Below are 23609 nucleotides of genomic sequence, written 5' to 3'. Positions count from 1 at the left end.
TTTACCTGCCGGTATGAAACCCTGCCGGAGCCAGCGGCGGAGGCCGATGTTCTGTTTAAATACGCCCGCTGGCTGCAGGTCAATAACCGGTTACAGGACGACAAGTCGGTGGACACCGAGGTCGGGCGGCTGTACCGCATCGCGGCGGAAAATGCACATACGAAAGCCACCATCAACCTGCTGAATGGCTCACTGCGGGGCCGCTTCGGGTTAACAGGCGGTGAACGGCTGCGTTTCGCTCAGCAACTGATTAAGGCGAAGGTCGCCAGCGGCTACTACTTTATTGCGATTTATCTGCAGTATGGCGCAGCCGGTCTGAAACAGGATGACGGGATGGCATTGCGCTACTACCGAAAAGCGGCAGATGAAGGGAATCCGCAGGCGCAGGCTTACGTCGGGGATAAGCTCGCTCCGGTTGAAATGGCCCCGGTGATAGCCAGAAAAATGCAACGGTGTGCCGCAGAGCAGGGAGAGGGCAAGGCTGCCGGGTATCTGGGTATTGATTTTAAAAATAGCGGGGAATACCGGCAGGCAGTTGAGGCTTTTCAACTCGGGGCGGCTGCCGGCCATGAAAGTTCTGCCAGTTTTTTAGAAGAGGGTTTTAACGGACCGGAACCCACGAACAGGCTTTATTATCTGGGGCAACAGAAAGACCCCGAGCGCGCAAGGCGCTATGAAGCCATTGGCAAAGTACTGAGTAGCTATTCGTATGCCCATCCCACCGTACCTGAAATCAACGATATTGTCCCGCTGCCGCCCGCTCCGCTGCCGGAATGGGACGGCAAACTCAAGTGGCTGGAAGCGTACGAGGCCAATATCGCGCCACCCAAACCCGGCGAGTCGCTGATTGCGGAACTGGCCAGGGCAAAACAGCTGAACCCCGCAACAGGCAGACCGCTGCCCGCCTCCCCGGATTTTGAGAAAGATGACGTGGCAAACCTGCAGTGTTACAGCGGCGAACCCTGCCCGAGAAGCGGCTACTGGCAGATAGCGTGGGTGCCGCAGTACGGGACAAGCAAACAGGCGATCCTTCATTTTAACGCGGGCGATATCATGCCCACCGACACCGTGGACTGGATTGATACACGTCCGTGGCCGCTGCGGGACAGATGGGCTCAGCAACGCCAACTGCAAAAGAGATTAATGGAGGATGCATAATTTCATGTAATAAGGACAATCTAATAATTATTGCTGGTTTAAATCGTTAGCGAAAAAACAGGATTTAGTAAGGGCGATATTTTAAATTGTTTTCTTATAATTTTTTAAATCTAAACAACATCTATTTAATTTGATGTTATCTCATTTTTTTTTGGAAGAGTAAAGGGATAGTAATACATTACCGGATCGTTATGATGAGTTAAGCAATTTTAATATTAATATTCTTTGCAATGGGAAATTAAATGAAAGGTATTGTTCGTATAGGTGATAAAAACACTGGCGATGGCTGCGTATTAAGCGGTTCCAGCAAAATGAAATTTGGCGGTATAGGTGTTGCCCGGCTGGGTGATCCCGTCAGTTGTCCCGTTAAAGGACATGGAAAAAACGTTATTGCAGAAGGCCACCCGACGTTTAAAGATAATGGTGTACCGGTCGCATTTGACGGTCATCGTTGTGCGTGTGGTTGTAAATTAATTTCAAGCCTGCCACAGGCTACAGCGAGTTAAATATGCCTGTTAATTTAAAGCGTATCCCGGCACTTGCAAACAGGCCGCAACCACCTGTCTGGTGGCGTTGGTTGTTGTTACTTATAGCCATGTTACTGGGAGGAATGGCCTATACAATATGGAATAATATATCCGCTATAGAAATTAATTCAGAAGCGTTCTGGGATTCGTCAGTAGGGGTTCCTTTGACGTTGTGGTTAATCTTATTAGCAGCACGCATTACCTGGTATCATGGGAAGTTAACGTTAGCAAAAAGCCTTGATAATGATCGTAATATCTGGCTTGGGCATGAACTTCAGCGCGGTCAGCGTTTTTTAAATGTCTTTGCGATGAGTTTGCATAGCCCTTTGCGAGAGCCGGATGATCTTGACGGTAAAAAGCAGTGGGATGACATACAGGGAAAGGTCAGGGGATTGAAAACGCAGCCTTCATGGAAAAGCCATGAGGGTGTTCGTCATAGCCGGCTGACCCAGAAGAAAGGAGAGAGTGCCGGGCAGATACTGAGCCGTGGATTAAATAAAACCCTTGAAGATCTCAGTATCGCATTATCTTACCTGCCTCACGAAACACCACTGGATCTTTTGTTGGAAAGCAATAGCAGCCTGCCCGAAAGCGATGTGGAGGAAATCTGGCAGAACAGTTGGACAGCGAGCCATATCCGGCAATCTTTTGAGCGCATTGACGAAAGCGGTCTGGCTGCTGTCGATAAATGGCTGGATGATCCGCGTAACGCAGGTTCATTATTGATGATTATTGCTTTCCAGATTACCCCCGAAGAGATTGAAGGCTCCGCTGAGAGTATTGTGGGCCTGCTGGTTGGTCATAAAGCTTTATCTCCACTATTAGTACCGCTTGCCCGGCTACATCGTCCGGAGTTGATGTATCACACGAGCTCAGACGATTTTCATTATGCTCTGAAACAATCAATGGAGTGGGTGCCAGTCGTCGCTGATACGGTCAAAAATGGTTTTATCGTAGGTGTGAGCCCTGGATGGCATATGGCTATCGCACAAGGCTTACAGGCGGTGCAAAGCCCGATCAATGTTGGTCAGGACATGCATGATCTTGGTGCTACGCTGGGATATCCCGGACCCGCTGCGCCATGGGTTGCCATTGCTTGTGCGGCTGAGGCTTGCCAGCACAGTGATTCGCAGCTAATTGTAAGCGGAGACTATCAGGATGATACCCCGCTATGGGTAACGATGGTCACTCCGCCACAAAAAGCGACCGGAATGAATAGCCGCTCGCCGAAGACCAGAGTGGTTCAATATATCTGAATAGCTACAGCAGAGAGGAACGAGTGATGTAATGAATAATAGCGTACCCTACAACGGGGGATTTAGTTTTATTATTCCGATATCGCTGGTTTGCCGCTAAATTCAGTGACTGATAAGACGGCAGGGGTTATTAATTTACAATCCATTTTAATTGTGCCACCCGGCACGCCGACAGGTCCGGTAAAAAAATGACAGTTGTCCAATTTTTGCGTCGCTCGGGCAGCGCCCTGGCGTTATTGTTTTTGTCCTCCTGTACCCTTGCCAACACCGTGCCGGATGCGGTTTTAAAAATAGTATCTGCAACGGATGTGCGAAATTTCACTATGGCAGAGGCTAGCGTCGAGGATGGGATGCGATGGGGTATCTGGGAAGAGGGAAGTAGTGATGCGCGCACTTCTTATCTGGCGCTTTTTGCTGATAAAAAGAGTATCTGGTCCACCCAGTGGCAGGATGCTTACAATCCAGCATTGCAAATAGTTCCCGACTGGCAATGGCACGGTCATGCGGTAGCGGCTGTTACCCTGCAGTTCGGTGCCGCAGCAGTCCAGTTGTCGGTTTACGGGCTGGATGATAAAAAGCAGCCGGTAAAACTGTTTGAAAAAGACGCCGCTAGTATCGGCTGGCTAATCAGCGATAAAGGGCAACGCTTACTCGCCCTGTACGATGCCAAACCGACAACGCTTGTTGCAACTTGCTATAGCTGGAATGAGAGCGCAGGGAAGTTGAACACGCAGCCTTGTAAGTAATCCCTCTCACTCTGCTTTCAGGGCTCTCTTTCTATCAAACTCGGTGACCGCCACGGCGGTCACATCAAGTAATAGCAGTCACACAACATCAATAAACCGGCTCTTATCGCTTATTCACAGGAGGCGTAAAAATCGTCTTTACTGTTGCCATACCCTGCTGAGCATTTTTGTGCTGTTTGCGGCACTTTTAACGTGGCCGTTTTTTTTGTTCCCTTATACTGGCAAACAAGGAATACAGCGGTGTTGTGCTCCCTGGCATAATCCTGTGAATCCTTGAGTGTCCATACCATTTCTTCATCGGTATCGGGCAATAATGAAGCCAACTCTTCGGGCGGCCCGACAAACACATCAACCAAATTCATGCGGTATGTTTTATTACCCTCTTTTAAAACAGTCGGGCAGGTGATTTTTTCCGCATAGACAGCACCGGAAAAAAGTAAAGCCGCACTACCTAAAATTAATACTTTACTCCACGACATAGTAATTTCCTCCGTCGTTTTCAGGGCGTGGCTGACGAACAAACCGGATAGTGCGCTGACTTACCGGGTGTGGAGTTATAACTTTTTCCCCACGCTTATCAATACTATGACCCATCCACTGATCCAACACTTGTATTCCATTTGCATCTTGTCCAAGGTAAATCGCCACATGTGAACGACCATCGGTATGATTCCCGTATCTGCCATCGGAATCAAACGTTGCTATAGCTGTACCGGGGAGAATCGATGTATTTCCCTTAACCAATGTGCCGCGCCGCCAGGCCACCGTTAGGGGCATATTTGCTGCCTTTTGAGTAAACGCCACGCACTGTCCGCTGCCAACTGACTTACCGATGAAAGCTTTAGGTGTTGCCGCTATGTAAGACATCCCTTTATTCCTCTAAATTTTTGTTTCTTTTGTATTTTTAAACATGAGGAACGGTAAATACACACAAAAAATAAGGACTAATGTGAATTAAGATAATTCCTGGAGGATAAGTTTTGACTGTACAAGGAGGTGTTGAAAAGCGCTTGTCGCGCTGACCCCGAAGGGGTGAGCCGCCTGCGGCGAATAATCGAACGCAGTTCGATGGAGAGTTCGGACGTAGAAAAGCAAAAACCCAGCCATAGGCTGGGTTCTCTGAATAAGTGGTGCCCGGACTCGGAATCGAACCAAGGACACGGGGATTTTCAATCCCCTGCTCTACCGACTGAGCTATCCGGGCAACGGGGCGCATTAAACCTGATTCACTGCGCTGCGTCAACGAAATTTCTTCAATTCATTGAAGACTGCACAATCTATCACCACTTTGCGCCGATTGCACGTTCAGTCAGGCAAAAAACGCTGTCCACAGGGCGGAAATCGGCATCGCAATCACCAGCGCGGGCAGCATATTTGCCACCGCAAACATCTTAATACCGCAAATACGCAGCCCCGTCGCCAGCAGCAGAATGCCGCCCACGGCGGTGAAATCACCCATCATCGCGGGCGTAGTCAGCGGCAGAATAAGCGTTGCGCAGGTGGCGAGCGACAGTTGAATAACCAGCATCGGTACGGAGATCATCGCCACTGCGAAACCGAGGGATGTGGCAAAAATGACCGCAGTAAAGAAATCGAGAAACGCTTTGGCGATAAGAATGCTCGCATCGCCGGTCATCCCCTCGCGCATGGCACCAAAAATCCCGGTACCGCTGGCGCAAAACAAAATAATGATCGCCACCAGGCTTTGGATAAACGACTCGTGGGCGCCGGTTGCTTCCGCGCTTTTGCGTTTTTGCAGCAGGTTACGCAATGCGTTAACGCCGCCGCTAATCCCGCGCTCGACATAACAGAGTTCACCAATCAGCGTACCCACCAGCGTGGCGAGCACCATTACCGGCAGGTTCACGCATTTGATCACCAGTAAAACGCCGATGCCAAGGGAGGCGAGGCCGAAAATAGACGGCATGGATGCGCGTACGCGTTCGGGTAGGCGGTGACTCAGCAGCGCGCCAAGGGTGCCGCCAATCAGTACCGCAGCGGCATTAATAAAAGGGCCTGTCAGCATAAAAAATCCTGGGTTTTAGATCTGAATATTTCGCCGCTCAGAATAGCAGTTTTATGCACTCCAGAGGTCAGCCGGTTGCGCCATTTTTGGAAAAGTGACATCATTGCGCGAATTTTCTTCTATTTTACGGGAGCCGCAAATGACGTATTTGACCGCCGTTTGTCATGCGTTGTGCACTCGTCTGCATGCGGGCGCCCGTGTCGTTTTACCCCATACTTTCCACACCATGCGGTGAAGTTAACGTACGCTCACTGCAGGACAACAGTAAGATCGGAAAGGGTCTGCTTTTACTGATGTCTGGCGGTCGGAGCTGGTTCCAGTCAGACACGTTCGTTGGGCGAGGCCTCTGCTTTGCCTGGGGTCTTTTACTCCCCTGAAACGGGTATTCGTGCTTATGAAATCATTGAAAATTGCCGTCAGCCACGCGCTGATTTCCACGCTTTCCACCCACCGCGACGTGGTGACGCTGGAGAGTACCGATTTTACGGATGTGGCGGCAGTCGTCATGACGCTGGCAGAGAGTCGCAGCGGCATCCTTGCGCTGCTTAAACGCACGGGTTTTAACCTGCCGGTCTTTTTATTCTCCCCGCAGCAAGACGCCATACCGCAGGGCGTCACGGCGGTGATCAGCGGCAAAGATCAGGACTGGCTGGAGCTGGAAACCGCCGCTTGCGATTATGAAGCCAACCTCCTGCCGCCTTTCTTCGATACGCTGCGCCAGTATGTTGATATGAACAACAGCACTTTTGCCTGTCCCGGCCACCAGCATGGCGCGTTTTTTAAAAAGCATCCGGCGGGCCGCCAGTTTTTTGACTTCTTCGGTGAAAACGTCTTTCGTGCCGACATGTGCAATGCCGACGTTAAGCTCGGCGACTTATTGATCCACGAAGGTTCTGCCAAACACGCGCAGAAATTTGCCGCCAAAGTGTTCAATGCCGACAAAACCTATTTTGTGCTTAACGGCACATCGGCGGCCAATAAAGTGGTGACCAACGCGCTGCTGACGCGCGGCGATCTGGTGCTGTTCGATCGTAATAACCACAAATCCAACCACCATGGCGCATTGATTCAGGCTGGCGCAACGCCGGTATATATGGAAGCGGCGCGCAATCCGTTTGGCTTTATTGGCGGTATAGACGATCGCTGTTTCGACGAGGCCTGGCTGCGCGAGCAGATCCGTGAGGTGGCAGCGGATAAAGCCGACCTGCCGCGACCGTTTCGCCTGGCGGTGATCCAGCTCGGTACCTACGATGGCACTATCTATAACGCGCGGCAGGTGATCGACAAGATCGGCAGCCTGTGCGACTACATCCTGTTTGATTCTGCCTGGGTTGGCTACGAGCAATTTATCCCGATGATGGCCGATTGTTCGCCGCTGCTGCTGGATCTCAACGAGAACGATCCGGGGATCTTTGTTACGCAGTCGGTGCATAAACAGCAGGCCGGATTCTCACAGACCTCGCAGATCCACAAAAAAGATAACCACCTGCGCGGGCAGGCGCGTTTTTGCCCGCATAAGCGGCTGAATAACGCCTTTATGCTGCATGCGTCAACCAGCCCGTTTTATCCGTTATTCGCCGCCCTCGACGTTAACGCCAAGATTCATGAAGGCGAAAGCGGTCGCCGCCTGTGGGCAGAATGCGTGGCGCTGGGTATTGAAGCGCGCAAGGCGATCATCGCTAACTGCAAAATGATCAAACCTTTTGTGCCGCCGGAGATCGCCGGGCGGCCATGGCAGGATCATCCCACCGAGGTGATTTCCCGCGAGCGGCGCTTCTTCAGCTTTGTGCCGGGAGATAAATGGCACGGCTTCGAAGGTTATGCGCCGGAGCAATACTTTGTCGATCCCTGCAAGCTGCTGCTGACCACGCCGGGCATCGACGCCGAAACCGGCGAATATACCGACTTTGGTATTCCGGCGACTATTCTCGCCCACTATCTGCGTGAAAATGGCATTGTGCCGGAGAAGTGCGATCTCAATTCGATTCTGTTTCTCCTGACGCCGGCCGAAAGCGCCGAAAAGATGGCGCAGCTGGTGGCGATGATCGCCCAGTTCGAACAGCATATTGAAGATGACACGCCCCTTGCCGACGTGCTGCCGACCATTTTCAACAAATATCCGGTGCGTTACCGCGACTATACATTGCGTGAGCTGTGCCAGGAGATGCATGCGCTGTACGTCAGTTTCGATGTCAAAGATCTGCAAAAAGCGATGTTCCGCAAAGCCAGCCTGCCGCAGGTGGTAATGAATCCGCAGGATGCCAACAGCGAGTTTATTCGCGGCAACGTCGAACTGGTGCGTATTAGCCAGGCTCAGGGGCGCATCGCCGCCGAAGGCGCGCTACCGTATCCGCCGGGTGTGTTGTGCGTAGTCCCAGGGGAAATCTGGGGCGGGGCGGTGCAGCGCTATTTCCTCGCGCTGGAAGAGGGGCTGAATCTGCTGCCGGGCTTTTCGCCGGAACTGCAGGGGGTTTACGCCGAAACCGACGCCGATGGCATCAAGCGGCTGTATGGCTATGTGCTGAAATAAGCGTTCGCCCTCACCGTTTCGGCGGTGAGGGCGGCTGTTATCAAGCAACGCGGCGGTACATACGTCGTGGATGACCAATTTTGCCGTATTGCATTTCGACCGCCAGAAAACCCGCTTCCACGCAGTGTTCCAGATAACGGCGGGTAGTGGTTTTACTCAGCCCCGTTTCGCTGACCACTTCATCGACGGAGAAGCAGCGCTCAAGGGCGTCGGCAAACAGCTTTTGAATCAGCGCGAGGGTGTTTTCTTCAATCCCTTTACTGCCGTTTTCCTGGCGGAAGTTTTTCGCTTGCAGCTGATACAGCGAATCGACGTTCTGCTGGTCGACGATTTTCCACACCCGCTGCTGCTCGGCGAACTGTACAAAACGCTCTAAAGATTGGCTTAACCGCTTCCAGGAGACGGGTTTAAGGATGTAATCGAACGCGCCGTTGCGGATAGCCTGGCTACAGGTGTCCATATCGCTGGCGGCGGTAATAAAAATCACCGAGCAGTTGGCGCGAATAAGCGGCGTTTCGCCAAGCAGGGTAATGCCTTTGCCGTCCGGCAAATAGTTATCCAGTAACACTAACTGCGGCTGCGTGCTGTGCAGCATTTCCCGCGCTTCGGCCAGCGACGAGGCCACGCCGACCAGACGCAGGCGCGGATGTTTACTGACCAGCTCAGCGTTAAGCTGCGCCAGCGCCGCTTCATCTTCGACTATCAGCACGTCTATCATGTCATATTGCATAATTCTGATCTTCCAGGGTCGTTTTGGTGCATGCGACGTTGCCCGTTTCAGGAATAAACAAAGAGAATATTGTGCCGCGAGGGGCATTAGCGGAAACCTCAATCGATCCGCCCGCCTGCGTGACATAGCTGGCGATCAAATAGAGGCCGATACCGTGATCGCCATGGCGTTTGGTGGTCATCCCGCGTTCAAAAATACGCTCGCGAATAGCCGGATCGATACCGATCCCGCGATCCGCCACTTCAATAATCAGCTCCCGCTCATTCAGTAAAATCAGCACTTCAACGGGATCGTGCGGCAGCGTCGCGCGCTGGGTTGCTTCAATGGCGTTGTCCAGCAGATTGCCGATGACCGAAATCAGCTCCGCTTCGCCGAGTAAACGGCAGGCGCGATCCATCTGGCACAGGGGATCGAAGATCAGTTCAACCCCTTTTTCACGGGCGCGGGCTGCTTTACCCAGCAGCAAGCCGCATAGTGTCGGCGAGCGAAAGCGCGCAGAGATAAAGTCCAGCAGCTCCTGCGCGTGTTCTGACTGTGCCTGAATGTAGCGCACCGCTTCATCGTAGCGCTCCATATGCAGCAGGCCAGAGAGCGTGGTCATCCGGTTTAGCTGCTCGTGGCGCATAATGCGCAGGTTATCAACATAGCGCTTTACCTGGCTGAGCTGCGCGCTGAGGGTATCTATCTCGTTGCGATCGCGAAAGGTAATAACCCAGCCCTGCAGTTTATCTTCCAGCATAATGCGCACCCGGCTGGCGATCACCGTTAGCTGGTTGAAGTGGCAAATCTCATCGTGAGTATTATTTTCCAGCATCACATGGCGATCGAAAAACGGCACCGGGGCGATCACCTGGGCGATGGTCTGCCCGCGCAGCATGCGCGTCGGCTGGCTTAAGCCGAGTAATTTACGCGCCGCCTGGTTAATCACTTCAATGCGCAGCTCGCTGTCGAGAGCAATCACCCCTTCGTATATCGACTCCATCATCGCTTTTTGCTGGCGTACCAGCAGGCCAATCTCCCGCGGTTCGAGAGAGAAGATCTGTTTCTTGATACTGCGGGTAAAGAACCAGGAGAAGATAAACAGCGCCGCCAGCAGCAGGATGGCGGCAATAAAAATATTAATCACTTTCCCAAGCGTAATGGTATCGAGATAGCTGGTCAAATAGCCCACGGAGACGAGGCCAATAACGCGCCCGTGGTCGTCAAAAATCGGTGCTTTACTGCGCAGTGAAATACCCAGCCCGCCCTTGCGGATAGTGGTAATACTTTTACCCTGCAATACCTCGTTATTATCATCCCCCACCAGCTTTTTTCCGACCACCTCAGCATGTACCGAGTGAAATAGATGCAGCCCGTTTTCATCGCCAATAACAATAAAGCTGGCATCGCTATGGGCCACCACTTTATGCATAAATTGCGCGATCGCCTGAATATCGTGATCGGCAACCGATTTGCGTAAATTAGGAATGATTGCAATTTCTTCAGCCTGTATTTTCGCTCTGCCGCTCATTTCCTGATATAGCTGGCGTCCGACGTCCTTATAATAATAAACCCCGAGCAGCACGAACAAGCCCGAGAAGAAAAGCACCAGCGAAACGAAAAGTTTAATTTGAAACGAGACTTTCATGACGGTACGCACAGCAGCTAATAAAGCGCCAATGTAGCATCTTTTGCAGCACCCGTACGCAGTTTACTGGAAACTTGTGATCCCTTGCACAGCAAGCACCAAAGCGAAAAATAGCGTTGTTAAATACTCTTTTTTGGAAATGTTATTGATATGTTTTTATATTAATAGAAACCATAAAAACCACGTTAATAATTAAGGGGTAAATCACACAAAATAAAAGAAACCATAAAAACCATAGGTGCCATTAAAACTCTGGTTTTAATATGCTATCCCTCACATAAAGTAGGCGTTTAGCCCTTTACGCTTTAAGCACAAAATAACGAAGGGGCTTAATGATGAGCACAACTGACGATTCATTCTCTGTTACCTCTGAATCGCTAGCGATTCAAAAAACATCACTGAAAGATAAGTGGTGGCACATTATGGATACGTGGAAAGTGGGGATTATTCCGCTGCCACTTTTTCTGTTAGCCGGTGCGTTAATCGCCATTGATTGTCTGGGCGGTAAGTTGCCGAGCGATATCGTGGTGATGGTCGCTACGCTGGCGTTCTTTGGCTTTGCCTGCGGCGAATTCGGTAAACGTTTGCCGATCGTTGGCAAGCTGGGGGCGGCGGCTATTTGCGCCACCTTTATTCCATCGGCGCTGGTCTATTACGGTCTGCTGCCGGATGTCGTCGTGGAATCCACCACCAAGTTTTATAAATCCACCAACATTCTCTATCTCTACATCTGCTGCATTATCGTCGGCAGTATCATGAGCATGAACCGTACCACCCTGATTCAGGGTTTCCTGCGTATTTTCTTCCCGATGCTGTGCGGCGAAATTGTCGGCATGCTGGTTGGCATGGGCGTTGGCCTGATGCTGGGTATGGAACCGTTCCAGATCTTCTTCTTTATCATTCTACCGATCATGGCGGGCGGCGTGGGCGAAGGCGCTATTCCGCTCTCTATCGGCTACGCCACGCTGCTGCATATGGATCAAGGCGTTGCGCTGGGCCGCGTACTGCCGATGGTGATGCTGGGCGGACTGACGGCGATCGTCATTTCCGGCTGTCTGAACCAGCTGGGTAAACGCTTCCCGCATCTGACCGGCGAAGGCCAACTGATGCCAAACCGCAGCAACGGCGATGAGCAAGCTCCGGCTGCACCGGCGTTTTCCGGCAAAACCGATGTCACCACCATTGCCGCAGGGGCGCTGCTGGCGGTGCTGCTGTATATGATTGGCATGCTCGGTCACAAACTTATTGGCCTGCCTGCGCCGGTCGGCATGCTGTTTGCCGCCGTGCTGGTCAAACTGGCCCATGGCGTATCCCCGCGTCTGCTGGAAGGCTCGCAGGTGGTGTACAAATTCTTCCAGACCTCGGTGACTTACCCGATCCTCTTCGCCGTGGGCGTGGCCATCACGCCGTGGGAAGAGCTGGTTCACGCCTTCACCCTTAATAACCTGCTGGTGATCGTCAGTACCGTCTGCGCACTGGTGGCGACCGGCTTCTTCGTCGGCAAAAAGATCGGTATGCATCCCATTGATGTCGCCATCGTTTCCTGCTGCCAGAGCGGCCAGGGCGGCACCGGAGATGTGGCCATCCTCACCGCAGGCAACCGTATGAGCCTGATGCCGTTCGCACAGATTGCGACGCGCATTGGCGGCGCGATCAACGTTTCGGTCTCGCTGTTGGTTCTTGGCAATTTTCTCGTCTGATTACGCATTACAGGAATTGATATGAAACTCGCAAGCTTTGTCCATCAGGGGATCCGTAGCTACGGCATCGTCAAGGCGGATGGCGTGATTAATCTCGGCCAGCGTCTGGGCGATCGTTACGGTGATTTGAAATCGCTGCTCGCCGCCAACGCGCTAAGTGCAGCGCAGCAGTTGAGCAATGAAGCGCCGGATCTGCCTCTTGATGATCTTCACTTTCTGCCGGTGATTGATAACCCAGGGAAAATTCTCTGTGTCGGTATGAACTACGCCGAAAAACGCCAGGAGTTCGATCAACACAACCCGGCCCCGACGCTGTTCGTTCGCTTTGCCGACTCGCAAACCGGGCATAAAGCACCGGTGCTGAAACCGCGTCACTCCAGCGAATTCGACTATGAAGGCGAACTGGCGGTGATCATCGGGACCGGCGGCGAAAATATCCCCCGTGAAATGGCATTAAGCCATGTCGCCGGTTACAGCTGCTATATGGATGGCTCGGCGCGTGACTGGCAGCACACCTGGTTTACCGCCGGCAAAAACTGGCGGCAAACCGGTGCCTTCGGCCCGTGGATGACAACCGCAGATGAGATCCCGGATCCGCATCAGCTCGCGATCCGCACCTGGCTGAATGGCCGCATGGTGCAGGAAGACAACACTGCCAGCATGATCCACAAGGTTGCCGAACTGATTGAGTACATCAGCACCTTTACCAGCCTGACGCCGGGCGATGTCATCATCACCGGTTCACCGGGCGGCGTGGGCAAGAAGCGTAACCCGCCGCTGTTTATGCAAGCGGGGGATCGCATCGAAGTGGAGATCGAAAATATCGGTCACCTCAGCAATATGATTATTGATGCACCAGCCCATGAGCTGACGGCAGCGCACTAAGGACGAAGGCAACACCATGCAAGCACGACCCTCCATCGACTTTCGCATAGCGGAAGTCAACGGCACGACTCAACGGCTAACCGCCATCCGCACCTTGCTGGCGGACAGTGGTTTAGGTATGGACAGCGACATTACTACCTTCGTTGAAGCCTGGTCGGGAAACCGGCTGGTGGGTTGTGCGGGCCTCGCGGCTAACGTTATTAAGTGCGTGGCGGTTGATGAGCAACTGCGTGGAGAAAACCTTAGCGCACGACTGCTGGCGGAAGTCGAGCATCTGGCGCTGGCGCGCGGACATTTTCATCTCTTTCTCTGCACGCGCCCCTGCAACCGTGAGCGCTTCCAGCACAGCGGTTTTTGGCCGGTGGCCCAGAGCGGCAATAACGCCATCCTGATGGAAAATACGCCGTCGGGTATTCAACGTTACTGCCGCAGTTTGCAGACGCGGCACCGGGCGGGAAAGCGCGTTGGCGCGATTGTGATGAATGCCAACCCCTTCACCCTCGGGCATCGACATCTGGTGGAGCAGGCGGCAAAAGCCTGCGACTGGCTGCACCTGTTTGTGGTGCGTGAAGATGCCTCGTTTTTTCCCTTTAGCGCCCGGCTGACGTTGGTGAAGGCGGGCGTGGCGCACCTGACGAATGTCACCGTGCATGAAGGTTCGCAGTACATCATTTCCCGCGCCACTTTTCCGGCCTATTTCCTGAAAGAGACCGGAAAAGTCCAGCAGGCGTGGAGCGAAATCGATGTGCTTATTTTCCGCAACCATATCGCACCGGCGCTCGGTATTACCCACCGCTTTATCGGCAGTGAACCGTTTTGCGAGGTTACGCGCCAGTATAACCAGACCATGCATCAGCTGCTGGCGGGTGCGATAGAGGTGGTGGAAGTTCCGCGCATTAAAACCACCGGGAGTGCGATTTCCGCCTCAGAAGTTCGCCGTTTACTTAAAACACACCAGTTTTCCCGTATTCGGGAAATGGTACCGGATACTACTTACGCGCATCTTGAATCGCTTTACCGCGCGGAAGTGGCGTAAACACCAGGAATATCATGATGAAAATTGTAAGGCAGGCGCTGGCCGGGACGATGGAGTCCAGCGACCTGATGGTAAAAATCGCCCCCGCAGAAGGCGAACTGGATATCGTTATTCACAGCGAAGTGATGAAGCAGTTCGGCGATCAAATTCGCCAGGTGGTCACCGCCACGCTGCATGCGATGGAGGTGCGCCAGGGCTTAATTATCATTGAAGACAAAGGCGCGCTGGACTGTGTTATCCGCGCCCGGTTGCAAAGCGCCATTTTACGCGCCGCCGAAAGCCCGGAAATCGACTGGGGGAAACTGCAATGAAAAAACTTCGTCGTAGCATGCTGTTCCTGCCGGGCGCAAATGCCGCCATGCTCTCCACCGCCTTTGTCTATCGCCCCGACTCCATCATGTTCGATCTGGAAGATGCGGTCGCGTTGCGTGAGAAAGACACCGCGCGCCTGCTGGTATTCCATGCCCTGCAACATCCGATGTATCAGGATATCGAGACGGTGGTACGCATCAATCCGCTTAATACGCCGTTTGGCTTAGCGGATCTGGAAGCGGTGGTTCGCGCCGGTGTCGATGTGGTGCGGTTGCCGAAAACCGACACGCCGGAAGATATCTTTGAACTGGAAGGCCATCTGGAGCGTATTGAACGTGACTGTGGCCGTGAAGTGGGTTCAACCCGCGTGATGGCGGCTATCGAGTCGGCGATCGGTGTGATCAACGCGGTGGCCATTGCCCGCAGTTCCACCCGTTTGATTGGTATCGCGCTGGCGGCGTTTGATTATGTGATGGATATGCAAACCGAACGCGGCGACGGCACCGAGCTATTTTATGCCCGCTGCGCGGTGCTCCATGCGGCGCGTGCAGCCGGCATTGACGCCTTCGACGTGGTGTGGTCCGACGTCAATGACGAAGCCGGATTCCTGCGCGAAGTCGAACTGGTGCGCAAAATGGGTTTCAACGGCAAATCGCTGATCAACCCCCGACAAATCGATCTGCTGCACAACGCCTATGCGCCGACGCAGCAGGAAGTCGATCACGCCAAAGTCGTTATCGAAGCGGCAGAAGAGGGCGAACGCAACGGTCTGGGCGTGGTGTCGCTGAATGGCAAAATGATCGACGGCCCGATTATCAATCATGCGCAGAGGGTGCTGGAACGTGCGGCGGCGTCCGGCGTGCGTCAGTAAGGAGAGAACCATGAATCAGACAGAGCTTCTTCACATTAATTTTCCCGAACTGCGTGATTTAAAACCGTTCGAAAGCGCCCATGCGGCAACGCCGTGGCTGGCGGATGTTCAGCAAAAACAGACGCGCAAACTTTGCGCCACCCTCGAAGAGGCGATTAGCCGCAGCGGCTTGCAGGATGGGATGACCATTTCGTTTCACCATGCCTTTCGCGAAGGCGATCGCGTGATTAACCACGTGGTGGCGACGCTGGCACGCCTCGGCTTTAAAAACCTGACGCTGGCCTCCAGTTCGCTGATGACCTGCAACGACGCGCTGATTGAACATATTCAGAGCGGCGTAATAGCGCGTATTTACACCTCCGGGATGCGCGGCAAGCTTGCCGATGCGATTTCCCATGGCCTGATGGAACAGCCGGTGCAGATTCACTCCCACGGCGGGCGCGTGAAACTGCTGCAGGATGGCGAGCTCAATATTGACGTCGCTTTTCTTGGCGTGCCGTGCAGTGATGAATTCGGCAACGCCAACGGCACCCAAGGCAAATCCTGCTGCGGTTCGCTGGGTTATGCGATGGTCGATGCGCAGTTTGCCAAAAAAGTGGTGCTGTTGACCGAAGAGCTGGTGCCCTTTCCGAATATGCCCGCCAGCCTGGGGCAGGATCAGGTCGATCTTATCGTGCAGGTGGAGAGCGTCGGCGATCCGGCAAAAATCAGCGTCGGCGCGGCGCGCGTTACCAGCAACCCGCGTGAATTAATGATCGCGCGCTATGCCGCGGATGTGATTGAGCATTCCGGCTACTTCAAAGACGGCTTCTCGATGCAGACCGGATCCGGCGCGGCGGCGACCGCGGCGACGCGTTTTATGGAAGAGAAGATGGAGCGCCACGGTATAAAAGCGCGCTTCGCTCTTGGCGGCATCACCGGCAGCCTGGTGGATCTGCATGAAAAAGGGTTAATTGAGAAACTGCTTGATACTCAGTGCTTCGATGGTGAAGCGGCGGCCTCGCTGCGCCGCAATCCGAATCATATTGAGATCTCAACCAACGTTTATGCCAACCCGGGCGGAAAAGCCGCCAGCTGCGATCGGCTGGATGTGGTTATCCTCAGCGCGCTGGAGATCGATATCGACTTCAACGTCAATGTGATAACCGGTTCCGACGGCGTAATGCGCGGCGCATCCGGTGGCCACTGCGATGTGGCGGCGGCGGCCAATCTCACCATTGTTGTCGCTCCGCTGCTGCGCAGCCGTATTCCCACCGTCGTCAAACGCGTTACCACCTTGCTGACGCCGGGGGAAAGTATCGACGTGCTGGTCACCGATCACGGTATCGCCGTCAATCCGGCGCGCCCGGAAATCCGCGAACGTTTACTGGCGGCAGGGCTGAAAATTGTCGATATCGACACCCTGTACCAGCGCGCCATTTCCCTCACCGGCGTCCCGAAACCCATCGCCTTTACGGACCGTATCGTTGGGGTGATCCGCTATCGTGACGGCAGCGTGATTGACGTGGTTCGCCAGGTTCAGGAAGAGCGCTTATGAGTACCCTGACGCCCGTGAAAGCGGGCGTCAGCCTCGACGCACTGCTGGCGGCGAAAGAGAGTCGCGCGGCGCGTCAGGCTGACTGGCTTGCTCGTTATCAACAACCGGTTATTTCGCTGACGCTGGTTACGCCCGGCGCGGTAAAAGACACCCCCCGTTACCGCAATACTATGGGCGTGGCGCTGCAGGCCTGCGACCAGCTGCTGTGGCAAAACCGCTGGCCCGTGTTGGATCGACAAGTGCTGTGGTTGCCAACAGGTGCGCACGCGCTGTGGTGCGTTGACCATCCGGCGGTGGAGATCAAAGCGCAGTGCGTCGAGCTGGAGCAAACTCATCCTCTAGGCAGGCTGTGGGATTTTGACCTTTTTTGCCCGAAACAGGGGCAGGTTGGCCGACACTCGCTGGATTTGCATACCCGCCGCTGTCTGATCTGCGATGAACCGGCACACGGCTGCGCGCGTTCGCGTCGTCATCCTATCGAAGAAGTCGTGGCTCGCGTGGAGAGATTAATTGATGGCTGGTTTGCTCGCGACTGAATTCACCCGCGCTGATGTGCCTGAACTGGCGGCGCAGGCGCTGCGTCTGGAACTCGATTTAACGCCGAAACCGGGGCTGGTAGACAGAAACAATAGCGGCTCGCATCAGGATATGGATCACCGGCTATTTTTAAACAGCATTGCGGCGATTACGCCGTGGTTTGCCGTATTTGCCGCTGCGGGAAAAAACCATGCGCAGCGGCCCGCAAGAGAACAGCTGCGGCTGCTACGCCCAATGGGTATCGCCTGCGAACAGGCGATGTTTACGGCAACCGGCGGCGTGAATACCCATAAAGGCGGGATTTTTTCGCTCGGGCTGCTCAGTTTCGCCGCCGGGCGTTTGCAGGGGCAAGGGCGCACGGTGAGCGCCGACGCGCTTTGCCGGGAAGTCAGTGAAATGTGCCGTGGGCTGGTGGCCCGTGAACTGGCTGCCCGTCCACAGGCGATAACGGCGGGTGAAAAACAGTTTCGCCAGTATGGTCTGACGGGGGCGCGAGGCGAGGCAGAGCAGGGTTTTGCCACCGTACGGCAGGCTGTATTGCCGTTCTGGTATCAGGAGCAAGGAGAGCGTCGCTTACACAACGCTTTGTTGCGCCTGATGGCGGCTAATCGTGATAGCAATCTGGTGTCGCGCGGTGGCATCGACGGGCTGCAGTATGTGCAGACCTATGCGGCGAAATTACTGGCAAAGGGCTGGGACAGCGAGGCGCTGCGGCAGATGGATAAGGCATTAATTGCAAGACGCTTAAGCCCCGGCGGCAGTGCCGATCTGCTGGCTGTCGCCTGGGTCCTTGCCGGAGTATAGCCAATAAAAAATGGCAGGCGAATGCTTGCAAACATAAACCACGGCGGAAGGCGGACAGGTGATGTAAGGTGAATTTACTTTACGCCTGCATTATCCGCCTGCGACGCAAAAGAGAATACGGTGGCTTTAAGTTTCGTTCATATATAAGCATCAGGGGCTCCGTAAGACCGAAGCTGTGCTGAAACATGTAAGATAATGCCCTGATCGCTGCGTTATGTTCTGCGAAGTCATTCGAAACCTATTAAATTTATCTCTTCAATGCGCCGTTTATTCATATTGAGCTTACAGCTGGTTTGGTTTTCCCCTAAATGCTGTGAATTTTGAACTTTCCACAGAGCGACGGTGCAATAGTTACCTCTGTAATCAATCCATTTTTTTTGATTTTCAATAAACAAACCAATAGCGTATTCTTTTTGTTTTTCGTCGCCCATCCATACAGTATTTAAATCAGATTTTTTTATTTCATTCAGTTTGTCGTTATATGTTTTATTTAATAATGATTCTGATTTATCGATGATATCATCCAGACACTCTATATTATTGCTTTTATATTTTTTTATACATTCGTTTACTGACTGGTTTTGCCCTATTGATTTAACATTTTTTACTTCAGATGCATTTATTGATGCAGATGCAAGCAAAGCCACTATTATGGTTAAAAAACGGGTCATTTTAGATTCCTCAGGCGAGCTTTCAGACGTTGTGGATATTGATTTTCATTTGGATCGTTGGAGATACTATCTGCTATCTCCTCTCTGCTCCCACCGCGAGCAATCAACTCGATCAATGGGCGAAGACCGGGTATACCTTGAAATATGATATCAACGAAGGTCTCACGTATTTGGTCGGTTCAGATCTCGACATAGCAGGTAGCAATGAATGAAGAATATTTCCGCCGGGGCTCAAAAAGTCAGCAACCCGTTTTAAGGCTGAAAGAATAGCCCTGGCGCTCCTGCGAGTCCATTAAATCCTGCATAATTTAGATAAGCTGATTTGTGAATATGTATCGAGGAGTGAATGTCGCCCTGGCGAGCCCTAAGGCTTGCGGTACAACACCGTTCGAGGCGTGTTAAAGATAACCAGCGGCGGTGGCGCTTATCCGGAATTCATACGTCTTAGCGGTGGGATGAAGATCCTGGCGACGGTCTCACCGTATGGGCAGAAACAGAGACATGGGCGGGCATCCCGCCCTGCCCATGTTCTTATTCATGATCGCTTGCCTGCTTTCAGGCTTTCTGCACCACACCTTGCGGTTCGCGAACATGTTTGTATTTAAACAGCGTGATGAAGGCAAAGGCCAGCACCAGCGAGTAACCGGCGAAAATCAGCCAGACGGTTTTCCAGTCGGTAATGCCTGCGGTGGTGTAAATCTCCACCACTTTGCCGCTCACCATACCGCCGAGGATACAGCCGAAACCGTTAGTCATCATCAGCAGCATACCCTGCGCACTGGCGCGGATCGCCGGGTTGACCTCTTTTTCAACGAACACGGAACCAGAGATGTTGAAGAAGTCGAATGCGCAACCGTAGACGATCATCGACAGCACCAGCAGTACGGTGCCGAACGGCGTCGGATCGCCATAGGCGAACAGACCGAAACGCAGCACCCAGGCGAAGATACTGATCATCATCACGTTCTTAATACCGTAACGGCTCATAAAGAACGGGATTGCCAGGATAAAGGCGGTTTCGGAGATTTGCGAAATCGACATCATCACCGAGGCGTGGGTAACGATAAAGCTGTTAGCAAACATCGGGTTGCTATCGAAGCTGTGCAGGAAGGTGTTGCCGAACATATTGGTTATCTGCAGTTCGGCGCCCAGCAGCATCGAGAAGATAAAGAAGATGGCCATGCGCTTGTTTTTGAACAGCGCGAAAGCGTTCAGACCCAACATCTCCACCCAGGTCTGCTTCCCTTTACTTTTGGCGACCGGCATATGTGGCAGCGTCAGAGAGATCAGGCTCAGCACCAGCGACAGCGCCGCGCCGATATAGAGCTGCATATGGCTCAGTTCGAAACCAGAGAAGCTCACCGCCCACATCGCCAGAATAAAGCCGATAGTGCCCCAGATACGGATAGGCGGAAACTCTTTCACGATATCGTAGCCAGCGGACTGCAGGCGGAAGTAGGAGATGGTGTTCACCAGACCCAGCGTTGGCATATAGGCCAGTGAGTTAAGCAGGATAATAGCGAACATCGCACCTGGCGTAGTGACGCCCGCGGCGATAAATAGAGTAATTGCACCAACTAAATGGCAGAGGGAATAAACCCATTTCGCACTCAGCCACTTATCCGCAACGATACCCAACAGCGTCGGCATCAGCAGCGAAGCGATGCCCAACGAGCTGTATACCGCGCCGATTTCCGCCCCCTGGAATTTCAGCGTCACGAACATATAAGAGCCAAGCGTTGTCAGCCAGCTTCCCCATAGGCAGAACTGCAGAAAGATAATCACTTTCAGCTGCAGCTTAAGATTCATGTTAATTTCCTCACAAAGGAGTGCGTTGGATGTTGGAATGAGAACAATTACTTTCGTTATGTGTCAGGATTCTACCATCTATGGGGTGGCAAATTTGTTATGCCCGACATAAAAATGCAAACTTTCTCTGATTGCATTTACATATGTTGACGGATCTCACGTTTTCACGCAACCGTTTGCATTCATCACAAGCATTTCGTATGCCTCTTTCGCCGCGAAAGACGAAAGAGGCGGCCGGTTATTTGCGGCGGTAGGTTTTCTGCGCGGCGTTCACTTTATAGAGATAACGGCGGGATTCTGCAGAAGGGTGACGCGTGGTCAGGGTTTCGTACACATCCCCCGGCGTCATGGTATTGATGATATTCGCCGCCTGCACTTTATCGACGGAAAAGACGCGCAGCACGCTGCCCGCGCCGCCGTTATAGGCGGTGATGACCGCATAGCGACGTGACGTGGGGTTATTGATGCCAGCGAGGTAAACATTGTTCAGCATTGCCAGATAGGCGGTGCCGGTATCAATATTGCTCTGCGGATCGAAAAGGTAGCTGCGATCGGGCGTACCGGATTTGCCCTGCGAGCGGAATACATCTTTACCGGCGCTGTGCTGCACGACCTGCATTAATCCCAACGCATCGGAACGGCTCACGGCGTAAGGGTTAAAGGAGGATTCCGTTTGCATAATTGCCAGGATCAACGACTCGTCGATGCCGTATTTATGTGAGGCCTGGCGCACCATCCCAATGTATTTATGCGCACGCTTATCCAGGTGGTTTGGCACCAGGTTAATGGTCACGCTGTAGATCTTGCGTAAGCCGCTGCTGCGGCTCTGCAGGCGCGTTTGCAACAGATAGTCGGCGAAGCGTACGGCGCGCCACTCCCAGCGAATCGCTTCGCCGTTGTTATCCAGCACCTGACCGTACAGGAAGGGTTCTTTCGATATTTGAATATCGTCGACGTCGGAATAGAGATCGATAGAGCCTGGGTCATCGCCCATCAGCAAGGTTTTAATAATCGCCTTACGCAAATGCGCTGCGGGATCGGTTCCCGCGATGGTTTCGATGGTAATCGTGCCTTCATCAAAGTTGATGTGGCTGCGGGTCTGGTACTGATCGGTGTATTTAACGTAGTCCTTTGGACCGGCGATCAGGACTTCGTTAAACCCCCATAAGTTCTCAATATTATGGGCAAACTGACCCATCAGAATGTCAAAACCGTTGGTGTCCTTAATCCAGGCTTCGTTAAAATCCTCGCCCGTTTTATTCGAGCTGGAACAGGAGATCAGCAACGGCGCAATAAGGGCTAGCGCAAAATATTTTTTCATCATTCCGGGATGCAATTATGTTGGTGTATTCGCACCGATCTCCTGCGCCTGCTGACAATGCCTTTCCTGCGTTTAGCGACATTGCCAGTCATTGCGTGCGAGCAGCGGCTTATTTTTCGGGCGGCGTATAGCCTTCAATGTGCACGTCTTTACCTTCAAACAGGAAGTTAACCATCTCCTGTTCCAGCAGTTTGCGGTGTTCGACGTTCATCATATTGAGTTTCTTCTCATTTATCAGCATGGTTTGCTTATGCTGCCACTGCTTCCAGGCCTCTTTTGAGATCTCGTTATAAATGCGCTTACCGAGTTCGCCCGGGTAGAGCTGGAAGTCTTGCCCTTCTGCTTCACGTTGCAGGAAGGTACAAAAAATAGTTCTGCTCATAAATAATCCTCTTTGCTGCGCGCTGCGCTAGTTAGCGTCGGCACGTAATTGCTGTAGCAGGCGCTCCACGGGAGCCGCCAGACCGACGGATGGCGGTTGCGCTAAGTTATACCAAAGACCCGCGCCTTCATCCATGCAAGACGAGAACGAGGACACGCTAAGCCACATAGGCACAATATCCAGGTGGAAATGGCTAAAGGTATGACGAAACGCAACAAGCTGGCTGAGATTATCAGCGCTAATCTTTCTGCTCGCCAGCCAGGCACGCAGGCTGGCTTCATCATTGAACTGCGGAAAGCAGAACAGGCCGCCCCACAGACCGCTCGGTGGACGCTGTTGCAGGAACACTTCGCCTTCGTGCTGCATCAGCAGGAAATAGCCGGTGCGTTCGGGCAATATCTGCTTCGGTTTTTTCCCCGGATACTGCGCCCATGAGTGCGTGGCGTAAGCTTCACAGCCCGTTTGCAGCGGACAGAGTTCGCATTTCGGTTTTGAACGGGTGCAGACGATCGCTCCCAAATCCATCATCGCCTGGTTAAAGCGCTCAACGCCGTTTTCCGGCGTAACGTCGGTGCTTATCTCCCACAGGCGCTTTTCCACCTCTTTTTTACCCGGCCAGCCGCCCACGCAATAGCAGCGCGCCAGCACGCGTTTCACGTTGCCATCGAGAATAGGGAAGTGTTTCCCCAAAGATAAAGAGAGGATCGCGCCGGCGGTGGAGCGGCCCACGCCGGGCAGTGCGGCGACTTCGTCAAAGGTTTCTGGAAACCGCCCGCCATGTAGATTTGCCACCTGCTGCGCGGCTTTGTGCAGATTACGCGCGCGGGCGTAGTAGCCAAGCCCGGTCCACAAATGAAGCACTTCATCCAGCGGCGCCTCTGCAAGAGCGGTGACCGTTGGGAAATGCGCCATAAAGCGCTGGAAGTAGGGGATCACGGTTGCTACTTGAGTTTGTTGCAACATCACTTCCGACAGCCATACTTTGTAAGGCGTTTTTTCAATTTGCCAGGGCAGGGTTTTTCGCCCGTATTTGTCGTACCAGTCCAGAACCTGGGCTGAAAATTGAGACGCTTGCATGGTCACCAGAATCACGTAATCAGGGGCGACGATTGCAGCACAGAGGCAGTAGCCTGTAAACCGGAAC

Annotated in this window: 23 protein-coding genes and 1 tRNA gene; 13 read left to right on the top strand and 11 right to left on the bottom strand. The window is 53.1% G+C overall.

Going from position 1 to position 23609, the window contains the following annotated elements:
• The 4 genes from RW65_RS22845 to RW65_RS04020 form a co-directional block, all read left to right on the top strand.
• A partial coding sequence (locus tag RW65_RS22845) for an SEL1-like repeat protein (RefSeq protein ID WP_039055378.1) occupies window positions 1–1158 on the top strand: 1158 nt, incomplete at its 5' end.
• A 242-nt stretch (window positions 1159–1400) separates the two neighbouring features.
• Window positions 1401–1664 carry a PAAR domain-containing protein gene (locus tag RW65_RS04030; RefSeq protein WP_039055377.1) on the top strand — a complete coding sequence of 88 codons (264 nt, stop codon included), beginning with the start codon at window positions 1401–1403 and terminating at the stop codon, window positions 1662–1664.
• A 2-nt stretch (window positions 1665–1666) separates the two neighbouring features.
• The gene (locus RW65_RS04025; RefSeq protein WP_052250268.1) at window positions 1667–2941 is read left to right on the top strand and encodes a KPHS_23130 family T6SS system protein; all 1275 of its coding nucleotides are present in this window, start codon (window positions 1667–1669) and stop codon (window positions 2939–2941) included.
• A gap of 188 nt (window positions 2942–3129) precedes the next feature.
• Window positions 3130–3687, top strand: a complete 558-nt coding sequence (locus RW65_RS04020) for a hypothetical protein (RefSeq protein ID WP_039055376.1) — start codon at window positions 3130–3132, stop codon at window positions 3685–3687.
• Between the two features lie 110 nt (window positions 3688–3797).
• On the opposite strand, the gene RW65_RS04015 is transcribed toward RW65_RS04020, so the two are convergent.
• From RW65_RS04015 to RW65_RS04000, 4 genes are all read right to left on the bottom strand, one after another.
• A complete protein-coding gene (locus tag RW65_RS04015; RefSeq protein ID WP_039055375.1) occupies window positions 3798–4166 on the bottom strand; it encodes an STY0301 family protein in 369 nt (122 codons plus the stop codon).
• A complete protein-coding gene (locus RW65_RS04010; protein ID WP_039055374.1) occupies window positions 4153–4554 on the bottom strand; it encodes a BPSL0067 family protein in 402 nt (133 codons plus the stop codon). The genes RW65_RS04015 and RW65_RS04010 overlap by 14 nt, the downstream gene beginning before the upstream one ends.
• Before the next feature lie 261 nt (window positions 4555–4815).
• Window positions 4816–4891, bottom strand: a tRNA-Phe gene (locus RW65_RS04005).
• A 105-nt stretch (window positions 4892–4996) separates the two neighbouring features.
• Window positions 4997–5713 (bottom strand): DUF554 domain-containing protein, encoded by a 717-nt coding sequence (locus RW65_RS04000; protein ID WP_039055373.1) that lies wholly within the window; start codon window positions 5711–5713, stop codon window positions 4997–4999.
• 394 nt (window positions 5714–6107) lie between these two features.
• Here RW65_RS04000 and RW65_RS03995 point away from each other — a divergent pair, with 394 nt between their 5' ends.
• Window positions 6108–8243, top strand: a complete 2136-nt coding sequence (locus RW65_RS03995) for an ornithine decarboxylase (RefSeq protein WP_039055372.1) — start codon at window positions 6108–6110, stop codon at window positions 8241–8243.
• A 40-nt stretch (window positions 8244–8283) separates the two neighbouring features.
• Here the strand turns inward: RW65_RS03995 and RW65_RS03990 are convergent, their stop codons facing one another.
• Window positions 8284–8973 carry a response regulator gene (locus tag RW65_RS03990; RefSeq protein WP_039055371.1) on the bottom strand — a complete coding sequence of 230 codons (690 nt, stop codon included), beginning with the start codon at window positions 8971–8973 and terminating at the stop codon, window positions 8284–8286.
• Window positions 8963–10600 (bottom strand): ATP-binding protein, encoded by a 1638-nt coding sequence (locus RW65_RS03985; RefSeq protein ID WP_039055370.1) that lies wholly within the window; start codon window positions 10598–10600, stop codon window positions 8963–8965. The genes RW65_RS03990 and RW65_RS03985 overlap by 11 nt, the downstream gene beginning before the upstream one ends.
• Before the next feature lie 335 nt (window positions 10601–10935).
• Here RW65_RS03985 and RW65_RS03980 point away from each other — a divergent pair, with 335 nt between their 5' ends.
• The 8 genes from RW65_RS03980 to citG are packed head-to-tail and all read left to right on the top strand — an operon-like array spanning window position 10936 to window position 18282.
• Window positions 10936–12300, top strand: a complete 1365-nt coding sequence (locus tag RW65_RS03980) for a 2-hydroxycarboxylate transporter family protein (RefSeq protein WP_039055369.1) — start codon at window positions 10936–10938, stop codon at window positions 12298–12300.
• A 21-nt stretch (window positions 12301–12321) separates the two neighbouring features.
• Window positions 12322–13185, top strand: coding sequence for a fumarylacetoacetate hydrolase family protein (locus RW65_RS03975; protein ID WP_039055368.1), 864 nt, complete (start codon window positions 12322–12324; stop codon window positions 13183–13185).
• Window positions 13186–13201: 16 nt separating this feature from the next.
• Window positions 13202–14221, top strand: coding sequence for a [citrate (pro-3S)-lyase] ligase (citC, locus tag RW65_RS03970; RefSeq protein WP_039055367.1), 1020 nt, complete (start codon window positions 13202–13204; stop codon window positions 14219–14221).
• A 17-nt stretch (window positions 14222–14238) separates the two neighbouring features.
• Window positions 14239–14532: a citrate lyase acyl carrier protein gene (gene citD, locus RW65_RS03965; protein ID WP_039055366.1), complete on the top strand. Its 294-nt coding sequence runs from the start codon at window positions 14239–14241 to the stop codon at window positions 14530–14532.
• Complete coding sequence (gene citE, locus RW65_RS03960; protein ID WP_039055365.1) at window positions 14529–15404, top strand: citrate (pro-3S)-lyase subunit beta; 876 nt, start codon at window positions 14529–14531, stop codon at window positions 15402–15404. Before citD ends, citE begins: the two co-directional genes overlap by 4 nt.
• A 10-nt stretch (window positions 15405–15414) precedes the next feature.
• On the top strand, window positions 15415–16941 hold the full coding sequence (gene citF / locus RW65_RS03955) for a citrate lyase subunit alpha (protein WP_039055364.1): 1527 nt from the start codon (window positions 15415–15417) through the stop codon (window positions 16939–16941).
• Window positions 16938–17477, top strand: coding sequence for a citrate lyase holo-[acyl-carrier protein] synthase (gene citX, locus RW65_RS03950; RefSeq protein WP_039055362.1), 540 nt, complete (start codon window positions 16938–16940; stop codon window positions 17475–17477). Before citF ends, citX begins: the two co-directional genes overlap by 4 nt.
• Complete coding sequence (gene citG / locus RW65_RS03945) at window positions 17455–18282, top strand: triphosphoribosyl-dephospho-CoA synthase CitG (RefSeq protein WP_039055361.1); 828 nt, start codon at window positions 17455–17457, stop codon at window positions 18280–18282. The genes citX and citG overlap by 23 nt, the downstream gene beginning before the upstream one ends.
• Before the next feature lie 227 nt (window positions 18283–18509).
• On the opposite strand, the gene RW65_RS03940 is transcribed toward citG, so the two are convergent.
• The 5 genes from RW65_RS03940 to mutY all read right to left on the bottom strand — a co-directional run bounded on the left by RW65_RS03940 (window position 18510) and on the right by mutY (window position 23542).
• Window positions 18510–18953: a lysozyme inhibitor LprI family protein gene (locus RW65_RS03940; protein WP_039055360.1), complete on the bottom strand. Its 444-nt coding sequence runs from the start codon at window positions 18951–18953 to the stop codon at window positions 18510–18512.
• A gap of 555 nt (window positions 18954–19508) precedes the next feature.
• Complete coding sequence (locus RW65_RS03935; protein ID WP_039055359.1) at window positions 19509–20762, bottom strand: nucleoside permease; 1254 nt, start codon at window positions 20760–20762, stop codon at window positions 19509–19511.
• Window positions 20763–21000: 238 nt separating this feature from the next.
• Window positions 21001–22083, bottom strand: a complete 1083-nt coding sequence (mltC, locus tag RW65_RS03930; protein ID WP_039055358.1) for a membrane-bound lytic murein transglycosylase MltC — start codon at window positions 22081–22083, stop codon at window positions 21001–21003.
• A 109-nt stretch (window positions 22084–22192) separates the two neighbouring features.
• Window positions 22193–22465, bottom strand: a complete 273-nt coding sequence (locus RW65_RS03925) for an oxidative damage protection protein (RefSeq protein ID WP_039055357.1) — start codon at window positions 22463–22465, stop codon at window positions 22193–22195.
• Window positions 22466–22492: 27 nt separating this feature from the next.
• Window positions 22493–23542, bottom strand: a complete 1050-nt coding sequence (gene mutY, locus RW65_RS03920; protein ID WP_197058859.1) for an A/G-specific adenine glycosylase — start codon at window positions 23540–23542, stop codon at window positions 22493–22495.
• Window positions 23543–23609 lie beyond the last annotated feature (67 nt).

The organism is Enterobacter sp. Bisph1, assembly GCF_000814905.1.
Lineage (GTDB): Bacteria > Pseudomonadota > Gammaproteobacteria > Enterobacterales > Enterobacteriaceae > Kosakonia.
Note: the sequence above shows the minus strand (reverse complement) of the source record. Positions and strands in the feature narration are given on the sequence as shown.